Below are 19,414 nucleotides of genomic sequence, written 5' to 3'. Positions count from 1 at the left end.
TAGTATTAATTTTGCACACAGAAATAATCAACAAAAATGAAATATACTTCTAAAGATAAAGCAATCATTCTATTAAGCGATGGTACTATATTTTACGGAAAATCAGTAGGGATAAAAGGTACTACTACAGGTGAAATTTGTTTTAATACAGGAGTTACCGGCTACCAAGAAATTTTTACCGATCCATCGTACTTTGGTCAAATTATGTTAGCTACAACAGCTCACATTGGGAATTATGGTGTTCATGAAGACGAAGTAGATTCAGACGGAATTAAAATTTCTGGTTTAGTTTGTAAGAATTTCAGCTACAATTTTTCAAGACCAGCAGCTTACAGTTCTTTATATGATTATTTTGAGAAGAAGAATCTAGTAGCAGTTAGCGATGTTGACACGCGTGCTTTGGTAAGCTATATTCGCGATAACGGAGCTATGAATGCTGTTGTTTCTACAGATGGAAAAACAATTGAAGAGTTAAAAGCTATTTTAGCAGCTGTACCTAATATGAACGGTTTAGAGCTTGCTTCTGCAGTTTCTACCAAAGACGCTTACTTTTATGGTGATGAAAATGCAACGTACAAAGTAGCCGCTTTAGATTTTGGTATTAAAACCAATATTTTACGTTGCTTAGCAGCACGTGATTGTTATGTAAAGGTTTTTCCTTACAATGCAACGCTTGAAGATTTAAATAGTTTCAATCCTGATGGATACTTTTTATCAAACGGTCCTGGTGATCCACAACCGTTAACAGGGGTAATTGAAACAGCTAAAGATATTATTGCTACTAACAAACCTGTTTTTGGTATTTGTTTGGGGCATCAGTTAATAGCGCTTTCACAAGGTATTAATACCTATAAAATGTTCAACGGACATCGTGGTATTAACCATCCAATTATGAACGCCATTTCAGGTAAAGGCGAAATTACTTCTCAAAATCATGGTTTTGCTGTGGTACGTGAAGAAGTAGAGAATCACCCAAATGTTGAAATTACACATTACCATTTAAATGATAATACCGTTGCAGGTATTCGTTTAAAAGATAAACAAGTGTTTTCGGTACAATACCACCCAGAATCATCTCCAGGTCCAAACGATTCTAAATATTTATTTGATGAGTTTGTTGCCAATATGAAGAGTACAAAAGAAGCTTAAAAGATTTTATTATATATGATAACCTTTCGGAATGTAATTCTGAAAGGTTTTTGTTTTTAAGAATATAAAATTTACTATGGATATTAAATCATTACACCAACTACCTTTTAAAGAAATACTAAACTTCATCGAAGAAAAGTATCAATATACACCATCTGCATTTAAAAATGGAGATTTAATAAATGGAGAAGATGAGAATCAAGGAAGTGCTAAAGTATTGTACTTTGCCCAAATGAATACTATATCAAAAGAAGATACCTTGCTATTGTTTGCAGAACATTATCAAGCGGTTTTAGAAGATGTAAACGGATCATCACACCAAAATATTCGCAATTTTATGCAATACGGCTGGGAAGGTGTTGCCTTTGAAAATATAGTTTTACTTAAAAAGTAATTTTATTTAAGGTGAATATTGTATATTTAGCTATAGTTCCCTATTAAGAAGCCTAAAAAGCCTCTTTTTTTTTATCAATCAATTATTTACATTTGCAGCAACAAATTAAACAACACAATTAAAGATATGAGTACAATCGTAAAAATTCATGCACGTCAAATTTTAGATTCACGTGGAAATCCAACGGTAGAAGTTGATGTAGTAACAGAGAATGGCGTTTTAGGTAGAGCGGCGGTTCCATCAGGGGCATCAACAGGAGAACACGAAGCTGTTGAATTACGTGATGGTGGTAAACACTGGATGGGTAAAGGAGTTTTAAACGCAGTAAAAAATGTAAACGAGGTTATTGCTGAAAACATTGTTGGTTACAGCGTGTTTGAACAAAATGCTATTGACCAAGCCATGATTGAATTAGATGGTACTCCAAACAAATCAAACATTGGGGCAAACGCAATTTTAGGTGTTTCTTTGGCGGTTGCAAAAGCAGCAGCTAATGAGTTAGGTATGCCTTTATACCGTTACGTTGGCGGTGTTTCTGCCAATACGTTACCAGTACCTATGATGAATATCATCAATGGAGGATCGCATTCTGATGCACCTATTGCTTTTCAAGAGTTTATGATTATGCCTGTTTTGGCTAAAAACTTTACCGAAGCTATGCAAATGGGGACTGAAATTTTCCATAATTTAAAGAAAGTATTACACGATCGTAATTTATCTACAGCAGTTGGCGATGAAGGTGGTTTTGCGCCTAATTTAGCTGGTGGAACAGAAGATGCTTTAGATTCTATTAAATTAGCAGTTGAAAAAGCAGGATATGTTTTTGGTAAAGATATTATGATTGCTTTAGATTGTGCTGCTTCTGAGTTTTATGTGAACGGAAACTACGATTACACAAAATTTGAAGGCGCAACAGGAAAAATTCGTACATCAGAAGAACAAGCTTCTTATTTAGCGGAATTATGTGAGAAATATCCGATCATTTCAATCGAGGATGGTATGTATGAAGACGATTGGGCTGGTTGGAACTTATTAACACAAAAAATTGGTGCTAACGTACAATTAGTTGGCGATGATTTATTTGTTACAAACGTTGCACGTTTAGAGCGTGGTATTAATGAAGGTACAGCAAACTCTATTTTAATTAAAGTAAACCAAATTGGTACGTTAACAGAAACTATTGCGGCAGTAAATATGGCGCATAATGCAGGTTATACTTCAGTAATGAGTCATCGTTCCGGTGAAACCGAAGATAATACCATTGCAGATTTAGCTGTAGCGTTAAACTGCGGACAAATTAAAACTGGTTCTGCTTCTCGTTCAGATCGTATGAGTAAATACAATCAATTATTAAGAATTGAGGAAGAATTAGGATCAGTTGCTTACTATCCTCAAAATAAAGCTTTTAAAGTAAGTAAATAAGTATTAGCTACATAGATGAAAAAAGACGCATTTGCGTCTTTTTTCTGTTTTTTAGGTATATCTTTCACTTACTAATAAAAGTATTCCTTAAATTTTAGCATACCCAAAATTATTTCTTAAATAATTAAGATTTTTTAACGTTAATTAGGGTGGTGCGTTATATTAAATATAAGTTATTTCTATAAATCATATGAATTATTTATAGTTATATGTTTTATTAAGTGAAACATTTTTATTAAATTCGCTAACAACAAAATATAAAAAAAACGAAAAAATATATGTCAAAAACTGCTACTATAGCGATAGACGACAAAAAAATTGAATTACCTGTAATTGTGGGTACTGAGAATGAAGTTGCTATCGATATCGAAAAGTTACGTGCTTTAACTGGAGTAATTACTTTAGATCCAGGTTATAAAAATTCAGGTTCTTGTAAAAGTGCTATTACTTTCCTTGATGGCGAAGAAGGTATTTTAAGATACCGTGGGTATGCTATTGAAGATTTAGCAGAAAAATCAAACTTTTTAGAAGTTGCTTACTTAACTATTTTTGGAGAGTTACCAACTACGGAAGAAATTCAAAAGTTTGAAAACGATATCCGCAAGCATACTCTTGTTAACGAAGAAATGAAAGGAATCATTGATGGCTTCCCTAAACATGCGCATCCAATGGGTGTGTTGGCTTCTTTAACATGTGCTTTAACAGCTTTTAACCCAAGTGTGGTTAATGTAGAGAATGCAGATCAAATGTATGATGCTGTTTGTAAAATCATGGGTAAATTCTTGGTTGTTGCAACATGGACGTACAGAAAAACAAAAGGATATCCTTTAAATTATTACGATAATACAAAACCATATGTAGATAACTTTTTACGTTTGATGTTTGAATTACCAACAGAGCCTTACAAAGTAAATCCTGTGGTTTTAAACGCAATTGATAAATTGTTTATTTTACATGCAGATCATGAGCAAAACTGTTCTACGTCAACCGTGCGTATGGTAGGTTCTTCTCATGCTGGTTTATTTGCTTCTATTTCTGCGGGTGTTTCTGCATTATGGGGTCCATTACATGGTGGTGCTAACCAAGCGGTGTTAGAAATGTTAGAAGAAATTCAAAATGACGGTGGTGATGCTGATAAATATTTAGCTAAAGCAAAAGACAAGAACGATCCGTTCCGTTTAATGGGCTTTGGTCACCGTGTTTATAAAAACTTTGATCCACGTGCACGCATCATCAAAAAAGCGGCAGACGAAGTTTTAAAAGAATTAGGTGTTAACGATCCTATCTTAAAAATCGCTAAAGATTTAGAAGAAATGGCATTGAAAGATGAGTACTTTGTTGCTCGTAACCTATATCCAAACGTAGATTTCTATTCAGGCATTATTTACCGTGCCTTAGGAATTCCAACCGAAATGTTCACCGTAATGTTTGCAATTGGACGTTTACCAGGATGGGTAGCTCAATGGAAAGAAATGCGTGAAAACAAAGAACCAATTGGTCGTCCACGCCAAGTTTATGTAGGAGAGCCATTGCGTGCATTCAAAGAAATGAAAGACCGTTAGTCTTTAAATCTATAAATTATAACAAAAGCCAAATCATTTGATTTGGCTTTTGTTGTTTTATTTTTAACTCATCAATTAACTTCTTATATTTGCTAAAATCAACATTCAAAAAAATATGAATTTACACGTAACCGACGAAACTTCTCGTTTAAGGGCCGTGGTATTAGGAACAGCGGTAAGCAACGGACCAACGCCAACTATTGATGAAGCTTATGATCCTAAATCTTTAGAACACATTAAGGCAGGTACTTATCCTGTTGAAGCAGATATGATTAAAGAAATGGATGCTTTTAATGCAGTGTTTCAAAAATACAATGTAACGGTTTATCGTCCTGAAATAATTAACGATTACAATCAAATTTTTAGTAGAGACATTGGTTTTGTTATTGACGATGTTTTTGTGAAAGCCAACATTCTTCCAGATCGTGAACGTGAATTAGATGCTATTCAGTACATTATCGATCAAATAGATCCTAAAAAAGTAGTACGCCCACCAGAAGAAGTACATATTGAAGGAGGCGATGTAATGCTATACAACGATCATATTTTTATTGGTACTTACAAAGGCAGCGATTATAAAGATTTTATTACCGCACGTACCAATATGCAAGGGGTGCAATACATTAAAGATTTGTTTCCAAACAAAATTGTAAAAGAGTTTGATTTGGTAAAATCGAAAATTGAACCACGTGACAACGCTTTACATTTAGATTGCTGTTTTCAACCAGTAGGTAAAAACAAAGGTATTATTTACAAATCGGGCTTTCGCGAGGAGGCAGATTATATGTACTTAGTAAATCTTTTTGGAGCAGAAAACTTGTTTCATATCACCAGAGAAGAAATGTATCAAATGAATTCGAATGTATTTTCAATCGACACCAATGTAGTAGTGGTAGAGCAAAACTTTACTCGATTAATTGATTGGTTAGAAAGCAATGATTTTATTGTAGAGAAAATTCCGTATGCCGAAATTGCCAAGCAAGAAGGTCTTTTACGTTGTTCAACGTTACCTTTGTTAAGAGATAAATAAATTGTTTCATGTTTAAAGTTTCAAGTTCTTAACTTGAGACCAAGAAAACCTGAAACTCAAACACAAAATATATGAGTCAGCAAGCAGCAAATACCGTATTAATGATTCGCCCGGTTCAGTTTAGAATGAACGAGCAAACAGCAGTAAATAATTATTACCAAAAAAGATTAGAAGGTTTAACACCTGCCAACGTAAACCAAAAAGCTCAGGAAGAGTTTGATGGTTTTGTAGAGCGTTTACGATCAGTAGGTGTAAACGTGGTTGTTGTTGATGACACCAAAGAAACCGATACACCCGATAGTATTTTCCCTAACAACTGGGTTTCGTTTCACGAGAATGCCGAAGTAGTTTTGTACCCAATGTTTGCTGAAAATCGCAGATTAGAACGTCGTGAAGATATTCTAGATCTTTTAGAAGATCAAGGTTTTGCGATTAGTGAAATCAACGATTATACATCGGCAGAAGAGGATAATATTTTCTTAGAAGGTACAGGTAGTATGATTATCGACAGAGAAAATGCTAAAGTATACGCAGCTTTATCGCCACGTGCCGATGAAGAATTGATTATTGAATTTTGCGAAGATACCGATATGCACCCTGTGATTTTTGAAGCGTACCAAACGGTTGCTGGCAAGCGTTTACCAATATACCACACTAACGTGATGATGAGTGTTGCCGAAACTTTTGTCATTATTTGTGCCGATAGTATTGATGATAAGCAAGAACGTAAACTGGTAGTAAACAGTTTAAAAGAAGACAAAAAAGAAATTATTTACATTACCGAAGATCAAGTAAATCACTTTGCGGGTAATATGTTACAAGTTGAAGGCAAAGATGGCGCTTTGTACATGGTCATGAGTACACAAGCCTACGAAGTTTTAACCGATATACAAATTAAAACCATTGAAAAACATTGTGCTATTTTACACGCACCGCTTTATACCATTGAAGCATGTGGCGGCGGTAGCGCACGTTGCATGCTTGCCGAGGTTTTCTTACCTAAAGCATAATTTTACTTTATACACATTCCAACGCATCAAGAAATTGATGCGTTTTTTTATAGGTTTTACTTTAAAATGTTGATAAGACTTATAGTAAAATAAAAATAGCAACGGATGTAATGCAATATAGAAATACTTAAGAATAAAGAGATCGTTAATGAAAAAAATGTAGCTACAACTCCTTTTATTGTTGAAAAAAAGGAAGTTTATAACGAATGTAAAAATAAAGACTATTTTTAATTTAATAACTACCACTTTTTTACTCTTTCTAACGTTTTCTTGCATGCTAATGATCATTCCTTAAAAAAGGAAAGACTTATTTTTCTTTTTAATACACAAATGCATCCAATCAAAAAAAAGAATCTAACCCTTTGTAAATCTATCCAATACATTTTAGTTGGTAAAGGTTTGTCTTTCCATTGGTAAAAGAGTATTTTTGCCAATCAACAGTACATTATGAACTATCTTTCAGTAGAAAATATATCAAAATCATTTGGCGCACGCACGTTGTTTGAAAACGTTTCGTTTGGTATCAATAAAGATCAAAAAATTGCTTTTGTTGCTAAAAATGGTACAGGTAAATCAACCATATTAAGCATTATTAACGGATTAGATTTTCCCGATTCTGGACAAGTGGTTATTCGTAAAGGTATTCGTATGGAATTTCTTTCGCAAGAGCCTCATTTACAAGACGAGTTAACTATTGAAGAAAGTATTTTCGCTTCGGATAACGATGTTTTAAAAGTCATTGAACGTTATGAAAAAGCTTTAGAGAATATTGATGACCAAGAAGCATATCAATTAGCTTTTGATCAAATGGATCAGTACAACGCTTGGGATTTTGAAACGCAATACAAGCAAATTCTTTTTAAATTAAAACTAGAAGATTTAAAACTTAAAGTTAAGAATCTTTCAGGAGGGCAACGTAAGCGCTTGGCTTTGGCTATTATTTTGATTAACAAACCCGATTTGTTGATTTTAGATGAGCCTACCAACCACCTTGATTTAGAAATGATTGAGTGGCTTGAGGATTATTTTGCTAAAGAAAATATTACTTTGTTTATGGTTACGCACGACCGTTATTTTTTAGAGCGTGTTTGTAATGAAATTATTGAGTTAGACAACGGAAAAATATACCAATACAAAGGTAATTACAGTTACTATTTACAAAAGAAAGAAGAGCGTATAGCATCAGAAAACGCTTCTATAGACAAAGCTAAAAACCTTTTTGTAAAAGAGTTAGATTGGATGCGTCGCCAGCCAAAAGCGCGTACTACTAAGTCAAAATCGCGTCAAGATGATTTCTACGTAATTAAAGAAAAAGCACATTCGCGTCGTAAAGAACACCAATTAGAGTTGGAGATTAATATGGAGCGTATGGGCTCTAAAATCATTGAAATGCACAATGTGTCCTTGTCTTTTAAAGATAAAGTAATCCTAAAAAATTTCGAATATCTTTTTAATCGAGGCGAGCGTATTGGTATTATTGGTAAAAACGGTACAGGAAAATCTACCTTTTTAAATATTTTAACCCAAACCATGCAACCCGATTCTGGTAAGGTAATTATTGGTGATACTATTAAAGTTGGTTATTATACGCAAAGCGGTATTAATCCTAAGCCAGAGCAAAAAGTTATTGATATTATTAAAGAATACGGTGAGTTTATTCCGCTTACAAAAGGAAGAATGATTTCTGCAGGTCAGCTGTTAGAGCGCTTTTTGTTTGATAGAAAAAAGCAACACGATTTTGTTGAGAAATTAAGTGGGGGCGAGTTGAAGCGTTTGTACTTATGTACGGTTTTAATTCAAAATCCTAACTTTTTAATTTTAGATGAGCCTACCAACGATTTAGATATTGTAACCTTAAATGTTTTAGAGAATTTCTTGTTAGATTATCCAGGATGTTTGTTAGTGGTATCGCACGATCGTTATTTTATGGATAAAATTGTAGACCATTTATTTGTGTTTAGAGGAGAAGGTGAAATTGAAGATTTCCCTGGAAACTATTCTGATTTTAGAATTTACGAAGATTCTGCTGAACCAGTAAAGGAAGAAACGTCGAAAGAGAAAGTAAATTGGAAAGACAATCAACCAAAAACTTCGGGTTTAAGTTTTAACGAGCAAAAAGAGTTTACTAAAATTGAACGTGAAATTAAAGATTTAGAGTATCAGAAAAAACAATTGGAAGATGGTTTTTCAAACGGAAGCATCTCAGACCAAGATATGATTGCTAAAGGTGTTGAATTACAAAAAATAATTGAAACCTTAGAACAAAAAGAAGAACGCTGGTTTGAGTTGAGTTCTAAAATGGAATAGTAAAGAAATTAATAAAAAAAAGCTTCTATTTAGAAGCTTTTTTTATGTAAACACATTGTGATTGTATCTATAATTACTATAATTTGGGTTTAAACATTTTAATTAAAAGTGATTTAAGAATTTTTTATAAATATAGCCTTAGGTTTTCACTAATGTTGAGTTAAGTATCAAATGAATTTCAGTATTTCTGCAAATTGTATTTTTAAGACTTTTTTAAAAAGCAGTGTTAAAAAAATATAAGTAAATTTACACTTTAAAATTTAGTAAATATGTATCATTCTAAAATATCAGGTTTAGGGTTCTATGTACCTGAAAATGTTGTAACAAACGATGATTTATCAAAGTTAATGGACACAAATGACGAGTGGATTCAAGAGCGTACCGGTATAAAAGAAAGACGCCATGTAGCTTTACCAGAAGATACTACTTCGGGCATGGCTTTAAAAGCTTCTAAAATAGCTATTGAACGTGCTGGTATTGATAAAAATGATATCGATTTTATTGTTTTTGCCACTTTAAGTCCCGATTTTTATTTTCCAGGTCCAGGGGTAACCCTTCAAAAAGATTTAGGTATTGATACCGTGGGTGCGTTAGATGTACGCAACCAATGTTCGGGTTTTATTTATGCGCTTTCGGTTGCCGATCAGTTTATTAAAACAGGTATGTACAAAAATGTATTGGTGGTTGGTTCTGAAATTCATTCTAAAGGATTGGATATGACAACTCGTGGACGTGGTGTATCGGTTATTTTTGGCGACGGGGCAGGAGCAGCTGTTTTAAGTAGAACCGAAGATACAACCAAAGGAATTTTATCAACACACTTACATTCACAAGGAGAACATGCCGAGGAGTTGGCTTTAACAGCGCCAGGTATGGGAACACGTTGGGTAACCGATATCATAAAAGATAACAATCCTGATGATGAATCGTATTATCCGCATATGAACGGACAATTTGTGTTTAAAAATGCTGTGGTTCGTTTTTCTGAGGTCATTAATGAAGGATTACAAGCAAATAATTTACAAGTTGCTGATATTAATATGTTAATACCGCATCAAGCCAATTTAAGAATATCACAATTTATTCAACAAAAGTTTCAGCTAACCGATGATCAAGTGTACAACAACATCATGAAGTACGGAAACACCACAGCCGCATCGGTGCCTATTGCGTTAACCGAAGCTTGGGAGTTAGGTAAAATTAAAGAAGGCGATTTGGTTGTTTTAGCAGCTTTTGGTAGCGGTTTTACTTGGGCAAGCGCAATAATTCGTTGGTAAAAAGTTGTAGTATTCATTAGTTCTTATTAATTTAGAAAGCAAAAAAATAATTTATGAAAGGGCAAAGAGTAGAGAATTCAGGTCAAGCACAATTATTCAAAAATCCTTTTTTAGAAATGCTTACCAAAGGACATCCTGGGGTAAGCTGGGGGCTTCATCTTCCTATTTTAATGTATTGTTTTTATTACGGTTATACTCATTATGATATGGGCTTGGGTACTATGTTTTTAGTAGCCGTTTTTGGATTGTTTTTTTGGACATTTTTTGAGTACATAGCACACCGATATATTTTTCATTTAATTAGTGAAAAGGAAAGTATGCAAAAATTTGCGTACATTATGCATGGTAATCACCATCATTATCCAAAAGATAAAAGCCGATTGTTTATGCCACCTGTGCCTAGTTTAATTATAGTTACAGTTATTTTTTCAATTTCATACTTGGTTGCTGGTAAATATGCGTTTGCTTTTTACCCAGGGTTTATTTTAGGCTGGTTAATGTATGCATCTACTCATTATTTGATTCATGCCATAGAGCCGCCTTTTAAATTTTTACAACCTATTTGGCGCAACCATCATTTGCATCATTACCGCAACGATAATTTAGGATTTGGAGTGAGCAATACCTTTTGGGATAAAATTTTTGGAACAACTTTCGATTTAAAAAAAGAACGTATTGATCGTAAAAAATCAAAGGAATTAATGTTTGATAAAAAATAAAAAAGTGAAGTTTTAAACTTCACTTTTTTTGTTATATTTAAATGTTAATAATGAATAGATGATAAGCTTTACCAAAACATACAATTATTTTTTAGCAGGTTTATTGTTAATACTACTTGGTTATTGTGTTTCAAAGACATTTGAAAAAAATCAGCTATATTATCATGATTTTACAATTATGGATACAAAACCTAACCTTAATAAAGAACCTTATTTTTTAAAAGATTTAGAAGAACTTCCTGAACCAGAACCTTATTGTTCAGATGAAGAAAGTAATTGTTATTCATCTAAAGAAGCTGTTGTTATTGAAACTAAAAATTATATGTCGCAAAACCTAATAGAAGCAATCTCAAGAAAAATTGATTCATTAAAAGTAAATAACATCAAACATGTAAATATTGAAATTAAATGTGATCTAAATGAATTTACGTATCAATCTTTTATTGATATTTTAGATTTATTTGAAAAAAAAGATGCTAAAATTTATGGAGTTCATAAAGATGTTATTTTTTGGATTAATGCTGATTAAAAAGATATCAAAAATAAAATTGTAATGATTGGTTTCTTTATACACTTATATTTTTAGATAAAATAAAAAACCGACTACTTTCGTAATCGGTTGCAAGGTTATTTTTTAGGTAGTATTTGATCTAACATTTCTTTAAAGTTGGTATCGGTAGGAAAAGCAAATTCACTGTTTACCAATTTTCCTTCAGGATCAATAATAATAAACCTTGGAATACTGTTTAAACGATAAAATTTAGATAATTCATCAATGTTTAAAGCATATAGTTGCGTTACATTTTTATCGTTAAGTTTTACCTTTTTACGCCAATTACTTTGTTTTTCATCAACACTTAACGAAACAAACACAATATCGCCTCTTTTGTTGTATTCTATGGCATGTTTTTCAAAATACGGAGCTTGGTAAATACAAGGTCCGCACCAAGTTGCCCAAAAATCTATAACCACATATTTACCTTTAAAATTGTTTAAAGTTACTTTTTCGTTATTGGGTGTTATGGCATTAAAACTAAACGCTAAACTGCCTTTGGTTAATTTCTTTTTCTCGTTAATGTAATTTGTATAATAAGTTTTGCTTTTTGCATCATTTATCAAAGGTAAAAAATCGTTTTCGTAACGTAACAATTCGTCAATATCATTTACCTTGCTTAAATTATCTAACAAAATGGCTTTTGCAAGTTGGGTTTGAAGCGTGTTGTTTTTTATATTTTTAATGCCTTTTACATATTTAGAAATTACATCTTGATCTGAAGTATCTTTTGAAGTGATTTCATAAATTTTGTATCTAAAATAATCTTGCACTTCAGCATTTGCTAAAATGTTTTCATCGGGTGTAAAATCAACATCAATAATATCTTCAATTTTTTGATCTTTTTGTTCAAATTTAGGGTTTGATCTTACTACCAAATCTTTGTATTGTTCCCAAATTAATCGGTATTTGTAATACACTTCTGATTTTTTAATTTTAGCATAATCTTCTCGAACGGCGTAATTATCGCTTGTATGAAATTTAGAAATGGTTTTAATATCGCTTTTATATTCGCTGTTTAGCAACTGCGTAATAATTGCTACACTTGCTTCATCGCCTTCGTTGGCTAATTGGTTAATGTAGTTGTAGTTAGAACTCAATTCAAAATTTAAATTATTTTCAGCTAAGCGTGAGCCTAATATTTTAAACGATTGATTTTTAGATTCATCCTCAAATTGAACATTAACAATATCGTTAGTACTAAAAATAACAACATTTCTATGCATACCTTTTTCATCTGTCCACATTAAACGATAGTTTTTTAAAGGCATATCGTTTGCAATTTTATAGTTGAAAGAGTTGTTGTTTACTTTTATAACATGCAAGGTGTCATCCATTGTAGTATCTAACAAATACAGCGCATTTACGTTACTGTTTTCGGGTAATGTACCTGTAATAGCTATTTCGTTACTTTGCATTAATTGCTTAGGTTTTAACACAAATATAAAAGCAGCCAATAAAATAATGGCAGGTACAAAATAAATAGTAATTACTTTTGAACGATCAGTAATCATCCATTTTTTGTTTTTAAAAACGTACCAAAACGTAAGCAATAACATAATAATTACGGTAGCTATAATACTTAAGTATTCGTTGTAGGTTAGTATGTTGCCTAAATCGCTGGTTTTTAATAAACTATTAGATAATATTTTAGTAGGAAACCATTTGGGTAATAATTTAAATTGATCTAAAATTGGGGCTATTAATAAAGAACCTAAACCAATAATAATGGTAAAAATATAACTTGAAAATCGAACCGATACCGCATAAATAATGGCTAAGAAAAAGCCTGTGCCTATTGTTAAACTAATGAATTTTTTAAGCAATAAAAACCAAGGAATTTCTAAAATGTAATTAGGGTTGCTTTTGTGTAATAAATAAGTAACCACTACATTTAAAAGAATGCTGGCAAAGAAAAGTACAATACACGTAATACAAATTTGATATATTTTAATAAATTTTGCGTTTATTAAAATGGCTCTTTTAATGGGTTGTGTTTCTAATAATTGCCACGTATTATTTTTGTGTTCAATTTGTGTTATTCTTGAAACAATAATGATGATGATAAGCGGATATATAAAGCCTGTAAAAGTGGGGTTGACTTCGTTAAACTCTGAGTAAAATAGATAATTTGGTGAGTTTAAAGTATCGGTTTCGGTAAAAAACTGATAAATATTTACAGCTAATATTATAACAGGAATTAAAACAGCTAAAATGTATGCTATGAATTTTATGCCTGTATGTTTAAGTTTTAGGTTTTCTGCTTTTAAAGCATTTAAAAATTGTTTCATAGTTTCTTTACTTGTTTTGTTAAATCAATAAACCATTCTTCTAATCCACCTTGAGGTTGAATTTTGTACACTTCGATATTTTGGGATACCAAGAAATTTACAAGCAAAGGAATTTCTTCTTTATTATTAAGTTTTATAAGTAATTCTTTTTGATTTAGTTGGATACAATCGGAGAATTTTTCTTGAATTACAGATAAGTGATTATCTATATTTTTAATCTCAATTAAAATAGCAGGATTGTTATTTTTAGCTTTTAAAGCATCCATAGTGCCTTCAAACTGCAAAACACCATTGTAAAGAATACCAACATGAGTACATAGTTTTTCAACTTCAGAAAGAATATGACTTGATATAAAAATAGTAATGTTTTTTTCTTTGTTTAGTTTTTGAAGCAACAAACGCATCTCTATAATTCCTTGCGGATCTAAACCATTTACAGGTTCATCAAGAATTAACAATTTAGGATTGTTAAGCAAAGCCATAGCAATACTTATGCGTTGTTTCATTCCTAACGAATACTTTTTTACTTTGATGTTTTTCGCATGATTTAAATCTACTAAATGTAAAATATCATCGTAAGCAACATTGGTAATATTTTGCATTTTTGCAATAAGTTTTAAATGCTCTAAACCCGTTAAATGGCTGTATAAAGTAGGCGTTTCTATAATGCAACCAATTTCAGAGAAAACCTCGGGAAGTTGCCCATGTAAAGGTTTGTCAAATAAAAGAATTTCTCCAGGATTTTGTTCTGCTAATAATCCAGTGATTAACCGAATTGTTGTTGATTTTCCGGCTCCGTTAGGACCCAAAAAACCATAAATACTATTTTCAGGAACATTCAAAGACACTTTGTTTAATAGCAATTGCCCTTTCTGAAAAGAGAAAGATAAATCTTTGGTTTGTATAATCATAAATTGTTTTTTTCGATTTTAACAAATATACTTTTTTGGATGATATAAAAAAAACCGACTACTTTCGTAATCGGCTTTTGTATGTTAAAAGAAACCTCCTGATTTCTGAACTTCATTATTGTCGCGGTATTTACGCTGAACGGCTTTGTTTTTACCTGTTCCAAACATATATTGAAAACCAACATATAATGATTGACTTTCCCATGTAAACTCACCCGTTTGGCGGTAAGGTGCATCGCCCACAAAACTTGCCTTCATGGTATTGAATACATCGTTAAAACGCAAACTTAAATTGGCACTGTTTTCCCAGAAACTGTAACGTACACCAGCATCAACTTTGTACATTGGATTCATTTTTCCGTTAATGTCTTTTGCTTCACCACGGTAAAATCCAAACAAACTAGCACGTAATTGGTTGGTAATTTTAAAGTTATTGTTTAAACGTGCGTTAAAAACACCATTGTCAATTTCTCTTTGTTGTAACTCACCTTGGCTTGTAGTTGGGTTTAAAACTGTAACAATTCCACGCTGATTTCTAAAATAATATTCTACACTTGGTTGGGCATCCCACCATTTGGTAACTTTATAATTCGCTGATAATTCTGCACCGTAAGCGGTTGATTCATCAAAGTTACCATAGCTCATAACCATTTTCTTTTCAGCAATTGCTTCTGGTGTTGAGGTGTCTAAGTAAAAAGTACGCTCAATAGGCGAATCAATCATGCGGTAATACGTGCCTAAAGTAACGCTGCCTTTTACGCCTAAAATTTTAGTGTAATTAAATTCGATAGAATTGGTAAATTGTGGTTTTAATTCTGGGTTACCTACTTGTACTACACGTGGCGTACTGTAATCGCGAATAGGGCGCGTTTGCCAAACATTAGGTCGATCAACACGGCGGCTTGCACTAACCTGTAAGAAATCAGTTTGTGTAGGCGTGTAGCTTAAGAAAGCTGATGGGTAAACGGTTAAATAATCGTCTTTAAAACCATCTTTTGTTGATCCAATCGTATAATCGGCATTTACGTTGTATTTCTCTACACGCGCACCTAATTGATAGCCCCATTTATCAAACTTCGACCCAAAAGTAGCGTATGCCGATGCAATATCAACATCATACGTAAAATCGGTTTTATTAGCTACAGCATTTGTGGTGTTGTAAAAGTTATCAATACCTGTTGTACGGTATTCGGCACCTACTTCTAACTTGGTTTTTTCGTTAAAAGGATGTACATAATCTAAGTTAGCTTGTACGGCATCAACCGTATTATTGCTGTTATCGTTGTATTTTGTTGGCGAATTACCTGCAATACCAAAATTACCCGACTGATCTTGCTTTGTTTTACTATAATTTACCTCGAAATCTAACGATTGCCCAGGCTTGGTAAATGTTTTTTTATAGGCAGCGTTGTAAATTTGCGAAGTATCATCGCCATTGTACTGATCGGTCTGTAATAAAGCAGGATTGCTAGGGTAGGTAAGGGTATTTGCTACTTGACCAACACCTTTGCTAAACGTTTGGTTGGTGTAAAACGAAAACGTGTTTTTTGCGTTGGCGTAAATATCAAAACCTACTTTAAAAGTATGCGATTTATTATCGTTTACAATATCAAATTTCTGAGAGCTTTTATCATCTAATTGCTCCATAAGTCCCCAATTGTATCCTCTGTGATCGGTATATCCGTAGTTTCCAAAGAAATTTACTTTTCCTTTTCTAAGGTTTAAATCGATCCCTTGGTTGAATTTAGGAGCGCGCGCAAAAGTGATGTTTCCGTTGTAACTTCCGTTAAAACCATCTTGCATGTTTTTCTTTAAAACGATGTTAATCATACCCGACATACCTTCTGGATTGTATTTTGCAGATGGATTGGTGATTAACTCAATTTTATCGATAGAGTTTGATGGAATTTGTTTTAATAAGGTTTTAGGATCTAATTGCGTTGGCTTGCCATCAACCAAAATGCGTACGTTTTGGTTACCACGCATAGAGATGTTTCCGTCTTGATCAACGTTTACCGATGGAATATTGTTCATAATTTCAGAAGCCGAAGCCCCCGCAGTTGATAAATCTTTTCCAACACGTATTACTTTTCTATCCACCAACTGCTCCATAGTACTGCGTTCTGCCTGAATAACTACCTCGCTTAACAATTCATCATCGGCATCTAATGAAATCGTGCCTAAATCAATTGTTTTCTCGTTGGTAAGGTTAACGGTGTTTTTGTAGGTTTTAAAGCCTATGTATTCAACAGACAGTTCAACTTCTTTATTAGGTAAGTTGGTAATGGTAAAACTACCGTCTTCATCGGTTAAATCGCCCGAAATAATTTCACCGTTTACCGAAATAGCAACCGAAGCAAAGCCTACATTACTTTTAGAGTTTTTTTCGATGACTTTACCTTTAATAGTTCCGTTTCCTTGTGCTGGTTGTTGCGCAAATGATGAAACCGATGCTGTTAATAATACAAATAAGCTTAAATACTTGTTTTTCATTGTTATGGTTATTTTGTATGTATGTAAAACAACAGTGTTGTACTAATTGTTTGGATAATTAGTTTGCTAAACCTTGAAAAAGTTACATGGTAAATAAAAAAATATATCAACATTTTAATAAATTATGACTTGTTAAAAAGTTTTATCTTTGCACTTTCATTACAAATTCAAAATAATATGTCTTTACAAGAAATTTTAACACCATACATTCAACAAGCAGTTCAACAATTGTTCGATTTATCGATAGAAAGGATAGAATTTCAAGCTACACGTAAAGATTTTGAAGGAGATGTTACTATGGTTGTTTTTCCGTTGGTAAAGCAATTAAAAGGAAATCCTGTTGAAATAGGAAACAAAATTGGAGAATATTTGGTAACAAACGTTGAAATGGTTTCTAAATTCAATGTGGTTCAAGGTTTTTTAAATCTTGTAATTAACGATACGTATTATTCAACTTTTTTTAACGATATTTTTGCCAATGCTACTTTTGGTTATCAACCAATAAATACTGGTGAAAAAGCGGTAATGGTTGAATATGCATCGCCAAATACCAACAAACCTTTGCATTTAGGTCACGTTCGTAATGTGTTGTTAGGTTATTCTGTTGCCGAAATTTTAAAAGCTTCAGGAAAAAAAGTGTACAAAACGCAAGTAATTAACGACCGTGGTATTCATATTTGTAAATCGATGTTGGCTTGGGAGAAATTCGGAAACGGACAAACACCAGAATCAACAGGTTTAAAAGGCGATAAGTTGGTGGGTAATTTTTATGTAAAATTTGAGAACGAATTGCGTTCACAAGCTAAGCCAATTTTCGAAAGTTTTATTAATGGAGATTTTACACTTGATAAAACCAATAAAGAGGATAAATTAAAAGCGTTAATTTCAGAAATAAACAAATTAGAAGGTTTTTATAATACAGAAATAGAAAAAATAGATTTTATAATAATTGATCAAGAAAATAGTGATTTATCTAATCAATTAGAAGCAGCTATTACAGATAAAGGATCTATTTTAAAAGTTATTTCTTCATTTAAGAAACAAGTATCAGAAGATTATTTTAAGGGTAAATCGTATAAAACAATTGATGGAATTTTAAAACCTGCTTTAACACTTTCTGAAAAAATAGAAAATCTAAAGTCTGATGTTAATGAAATTGCGAGAAATAGTACTTCTGCAATGCAAGAAGCAAAAGAAATGTTACGCAAATGGGAAGCTGGTGATGAGCAAGTTGTACAACTTTGGGAAATGATGAACGGCTGGGTTTACGAAGGTTTTGAAACATCGTACAAAAATATTGGCGTAGATTTCGATTGCAATTATTACGAAAGCAATACCTATTTGTTAGGAAAAGATGTGGTTGAAGATGGTTTAGCAAAAGGTGTTTTCTATAAAAAAGAGGACGGTTCGGTTTGGATTGATTTAACTTCTGACGGATTAGACGAGAAATTAGTGTTACGTTCTGATGGAACTTCGGTTTACATGACGCAAGATATTGGTACCGCTATTCAGCGTGTAAAAGATTTTCCTGATGTAGGTGGAATGGTTTATACAGTGGGTAATGAGCAAGATTATCACTTTAAAGTGTTGTTCTTAATCCTTAAAAAATTAGGATTTGATTGGGCAGAGCATTTATATCATTTATCATACGGAATGGTTGATTTACCTTCTGGTAAAATGAAATCGCGTGAAGGTACTGTTGTTGACGCTGATGATTTAATGACAGATATGACTACTACAGCTCGTGAAATTTCGGAAGAATTAGGAAAGTTAGACGGATTGTCTCAAGAAGAAAAAGATGGTTTATATAAGACTATTGGTTTAGGAGCTTTGAAATATTACATTTTAAAAGTGGATCCTAAAAAACGTATTTTGTTCGATCCAAAAGAGTCGGTAGATTTTGCTGGTAACACAGGTCCGTTTATTCAATATACCTATGCACGTATTCAATCTATTTTACGTAAAGCAGATTTTGATTTCTCAAAGTCGGTTGAAATGGTTGAGTTACACAGTAAAGAAAAAGAGTTAATCAAAGCATTGGCTCAATTTCCTGAGGTAATTCAACAAGCAGCCAAAACATACAGCCCTGCTTTAATTGCAAATTATACGTATGATTTAGTAAAAGAGTACAATTCGTTTTATCAATCGGTTTCTATTTTAGGTGAAACTGATGAAATTAAGAAAGTATTCCGCGTACAATTATCACAAAAAGTAGCACAAACCATTCAAAATGCTTTCAAATTATTAGGAATTGATGTTCCTAGTAGAATGTAATATGATAAAAACGCCGTTCATT

Annotated in this window: 13 protein-coding genes and 2 pseudogenes; 12 read left to right on the top strand and 3 right to left on the bottom strand. The window is 32.6% G+C overall.

The features are described from left to right. Positions 1-36 precede the first annotated feature (36 nt). From carA to H1R17_RS00845, 10 genes are all read left to right on the top strand, one after another. Complete coding sequence (gene carA / locus H1R17_RS00890) at positions 37-1,149, top strand: glutamine-hydrolyzing carbamoyl-phosphate synthase small subunit (protein WP_163431907.1); 1,113 nt, start codon at positions 37-39, stop codon at positions 1,147-1,149. 76 nt (positions 1,150-1,225) lie between these two features. Continuing rightward, positions 1,226-1,543 (top strand): HopJ type III effector protein, encoded by a 318-nt coding sequence (locus tag H1R17_RS00885; RefSeq protein WP_163431908.1) that lies wholly within the window; start codon positions 1,226-1,228, stop codon positions 1,541-1,543. A 126-nt stretch (positions 1,544-1,669) separates the two neighbouring features. Further along, positions 1,670-2,965, top strand: coding sequence for a phosphopyruvate hydratase (gene eno / locus H1R17_RS00880; protein WP_163431909.1), 1,296 nt, complete (start codon positions 1,670-1,672; stop codon positions 2,963-2,965). Between the two features lie 278 nt (positions 2,966-3,243). Continuing rightward, positions 3,244-4,527 carry a citrate synthase gene (locus H1R17_RS00875; RefSeq protein ID WP_163431910.1) on the top strand — a complete coding sequence of 428 codons (1,284 nt, stop codon included), beginning with the start codon at positions 3,244-3,246 and terminating at the stop codon, positions 4,525-4,527. A gap of 115 nt (positions 4,528-4,642) precedes the next feature. Continuing rightward, positions 4,643-5,557 (top strand): dimethylarginine dimethylaminohydrolase family protein, encoded by a 915-nt coding sequence (locus tag H1R17_RS00870; RefSeq protein WP_163431911.1) that lies wholly within the window; start codon positions 4,643-4,645, stop codon positions 5,555-5,557. A gap of 71 nt (positions 5,558-5,628) precedes the next feature. Further along, on the top strand, positions 5,629-6,567 hold the full coding sequence (ctlX, locus tag H1R17_RS00865; RefSeq protein ID WP_240453344.1) for a citrulline utilization hydrolase CtlX: 939 nt from the start codon (positions 5,629-5,631) through the stop codon (positions 6,565-6,567). A gap of 447 nt (positions 6,568-7,014) precedes the next feature. Continuing rightward, entirely contained in the window at positions 7,015-8,874 is a 1,860-nt protein-coding gene (locus H1R17_RS00860) for an ABC-F family ATP-binding cassette domain-containing protein (RefSeq protein ID WP_163431912.1), read from the top strand. A gap of 269 nt (positions 8,875-9,143) precedes the next feature. Then, entirely contained in the window at positions 9,144-10,151 is a 1,008-nt protein-coding gene (locus tag H1R17_RS00855; RefSeq protein ID WP_163431913.1) for a 3-oxoacyl-ACP synthase III family protein, read from the top strand. Positions 10,152-10,204: 53 nt separating this feature from the next. Continuing rightward, positions 10,205-10,870, top strand: a complete 666-nt coding sequence (locus tag H1R17_RS00850; protein WP_163431914.1) for a sterol desaturase family protein — start codon at positions 10,205-10,207, stop codon at positions 10,868-10,870. A 178-nt stretch (positions 10,871-11,048) separates the two neighbouring features. Further along, complete coding sequence (locus tag H1R17_RS00845; protein WP_163431915.1) at positions 11,049-11,399, top strand: hypothetical protein; 351 nt, start codon at positions 11,049-11,051, stop codon at positions 11,397-11,399. Positions 11,400-11,497: 98 nt separating this feature from the next. Here the strand turns inward: H1R17_RS00845 and H1R17_RS00840 are convergent, their stop codons facing one another. The 3 genes from H1R17_RS00840 to H1R17_RS00830 all read right to left on the bottom strand — a co-directional run bounded on the left by H1R17_RS00840 (position 11,498) and on the right by H1R17_RS00830 (position 17,118). Further along, positions 11,498-13,714 carry an ABC transporter permease gene (locus H1R17_RS00840; RefSeq protein WP_163431916.1) on the bottom strand — a complete coding sequence of 739 codons (2,217 nt, stop codon included), beginning with the start codon at positions 13,712-13,714 and terminating at the stop codon, positions 11,498-11,500. Beyond that, positions 13,711-14,625, bottom strand: coding sequence for an ABC transporter ATP-binding protein (locus H1R17_RS00835; RefSeq protein WP_163431917.1), 915 nt, complete (start codon positions 14,623-14,625; stop codon positions 13,711-13,713). The genes H1R17_RS00840 and H1R17_RS00835 overlap by 4 nt, the downstream gene beginning before the upstream one ends. 84 nt (positions 14,626-14,709) lie before the next feature. Beyond that, positions 14,710-17,118: a TonB-dependent receptor domain-containing protein gene (locus tag H1R17_RS00830; RefSeq protein WP_163431918.1), complete on the bottom strand. Its 2,409-nt coding sequence runs from the start codon at positions 17,116-17,118 to the stop codon at positions 14,710-14,712. A gap of 177 nt (positions 17,119-17,295) precedes the next feature. On the opposite strand from H1R17_RS00830, the pseudogene argS (H1R17_RS14235) reads away from it, so the two are divergent. Together argS (H1R17_RS14235) and argS (H1R17_RS14230) are read left to right on the top strand one after the other, a co-directional pair. Next, a pseudogene (gene argS / locus H1R17_RS14235) lies at positions 17,296-18,021 on the top strand (arginine--tRNA ligase); the annotation flags it as partial. Positions 18,022-18,243: 222 nt separating this feature from the next. After that, positions 18,244-19,392: pseudogene (gene argS, locus H1R17_RS14230) on the top strand (arginine--tRNA ligase); the annotation flags it as partial. Between the last annotated feature and the right edge of the window lie 22 nt (positions 19,393-19,414).

Source organism: Flavobacterium sp. xlx-214 (assembly GCF_013874595.1).
In the GTDB taxonomy this organism is placed as follows: Bacteria; Bacteroidota; Bacteroidia; order Flavobacteriales; family Flavobacteriaceae; genus Flavobacterium.
The sequence above is the reverse complement of the archived record's forward strand: the minus strand, read 5'-3'. Positions and strand labels throughout refer to the sequence as shown.

What these genes read in the sequence shown, in the direction of transcription:
- H1R17_RS00875 (WP_163431910.1), top strand. Translation starts at nt 3,244, where the DNA reads ATGTCAAAAACTGCTACTATAGCGATAGACGACAAAAAAATTGAATTA.
- H1R17_RS00885 (WP_163431908.1), top strand. Translation starts at nt 1,226, where the DNA reads ATGGATATTAAATCATTACACCAACTACCTTTTAAAGAAATACTAAAC.
- H1R17_RS00830 (WP_163431918.1), bottom strand. Translation starts at nt 17,118, where the DNA reads ATGAAAAACAAGTATTTAAGCTTATTTGTATTATTAACAGCATCGGTT.
- eno (WP_163431909.1), top strand. Translation starts at nt 1,670, where the DNA reads ATGAGTACAATCGTAAAAATTCATGCACGTCAAATTTTAGATTCACGT.
- H1R17_RS00845 (WP_163431915.1), top strand. Translation starts at nt 11,049, where the DNA reads ATGGATACAAAACCTAACCTTAATAAAGAACCTTATTTTTTAAAAGAT.
- H1R17_RS00870 (WP_163431911.1), top strand. Translation starts at nt 4,643, where the DNA reads ATGAATTTACACGTAACCGACGAAACTTCTCGTTTAAGGGCCGTGGTA.
- H1R17_RS00850 (WP_163431914.1), top strand. Translation starts at nt 10,205, where the DNA reads ATGAAAGGGCAAAGAGTAGAGAATTCAGGTCAAGCACAATTATTCAAA.
- H1R17_RS00835 (WP_163431917.1), bottom strand. Translation starts at nt 14,625, where the DNA reads ATGATTATACAAACCAAAGATTTATCTTTCTCTTTTCAGAAAGGGCAA.
- H1R17_RS00855 (WP_163431913.1), top strand. Translation starts at nt 9,144, where the DNA reads ATGTATCATTCTAAAATATCAGGTTTAGGGTTCTATGTACCTGAAAAT.
- H1R17_RS00860 (WP_163431912.1), top strand. Translation starts at nt 7,015, where the DNA reads ATGAACTATCTTTCAGTAGAAAATATATCAAAATCATTTGGCGCACGC.
- H1R17_RS00840 (WP_163431916.1), bottom strand. Translation starts at nt 13,714, where the DNA reads ATGAAACAATTTTTAAATGCTTTAAAAGCAGAAAACCTAAAACTTAAA.
- carA (WP_163431907.1), top strand. Translation starts at nt 37, where the DNA reads ATGAAATATACTTCTAAAGATAAAGCAATCATTCTATTAAGCGATGGT.
- ctlX (WP_240453344.1), top strand. Translation starts at nt 5,629, where the DNA reads ATGAGTCAGCAAGCAGCAAATACCGTATTAATGATTCGCCCGGTTCAG.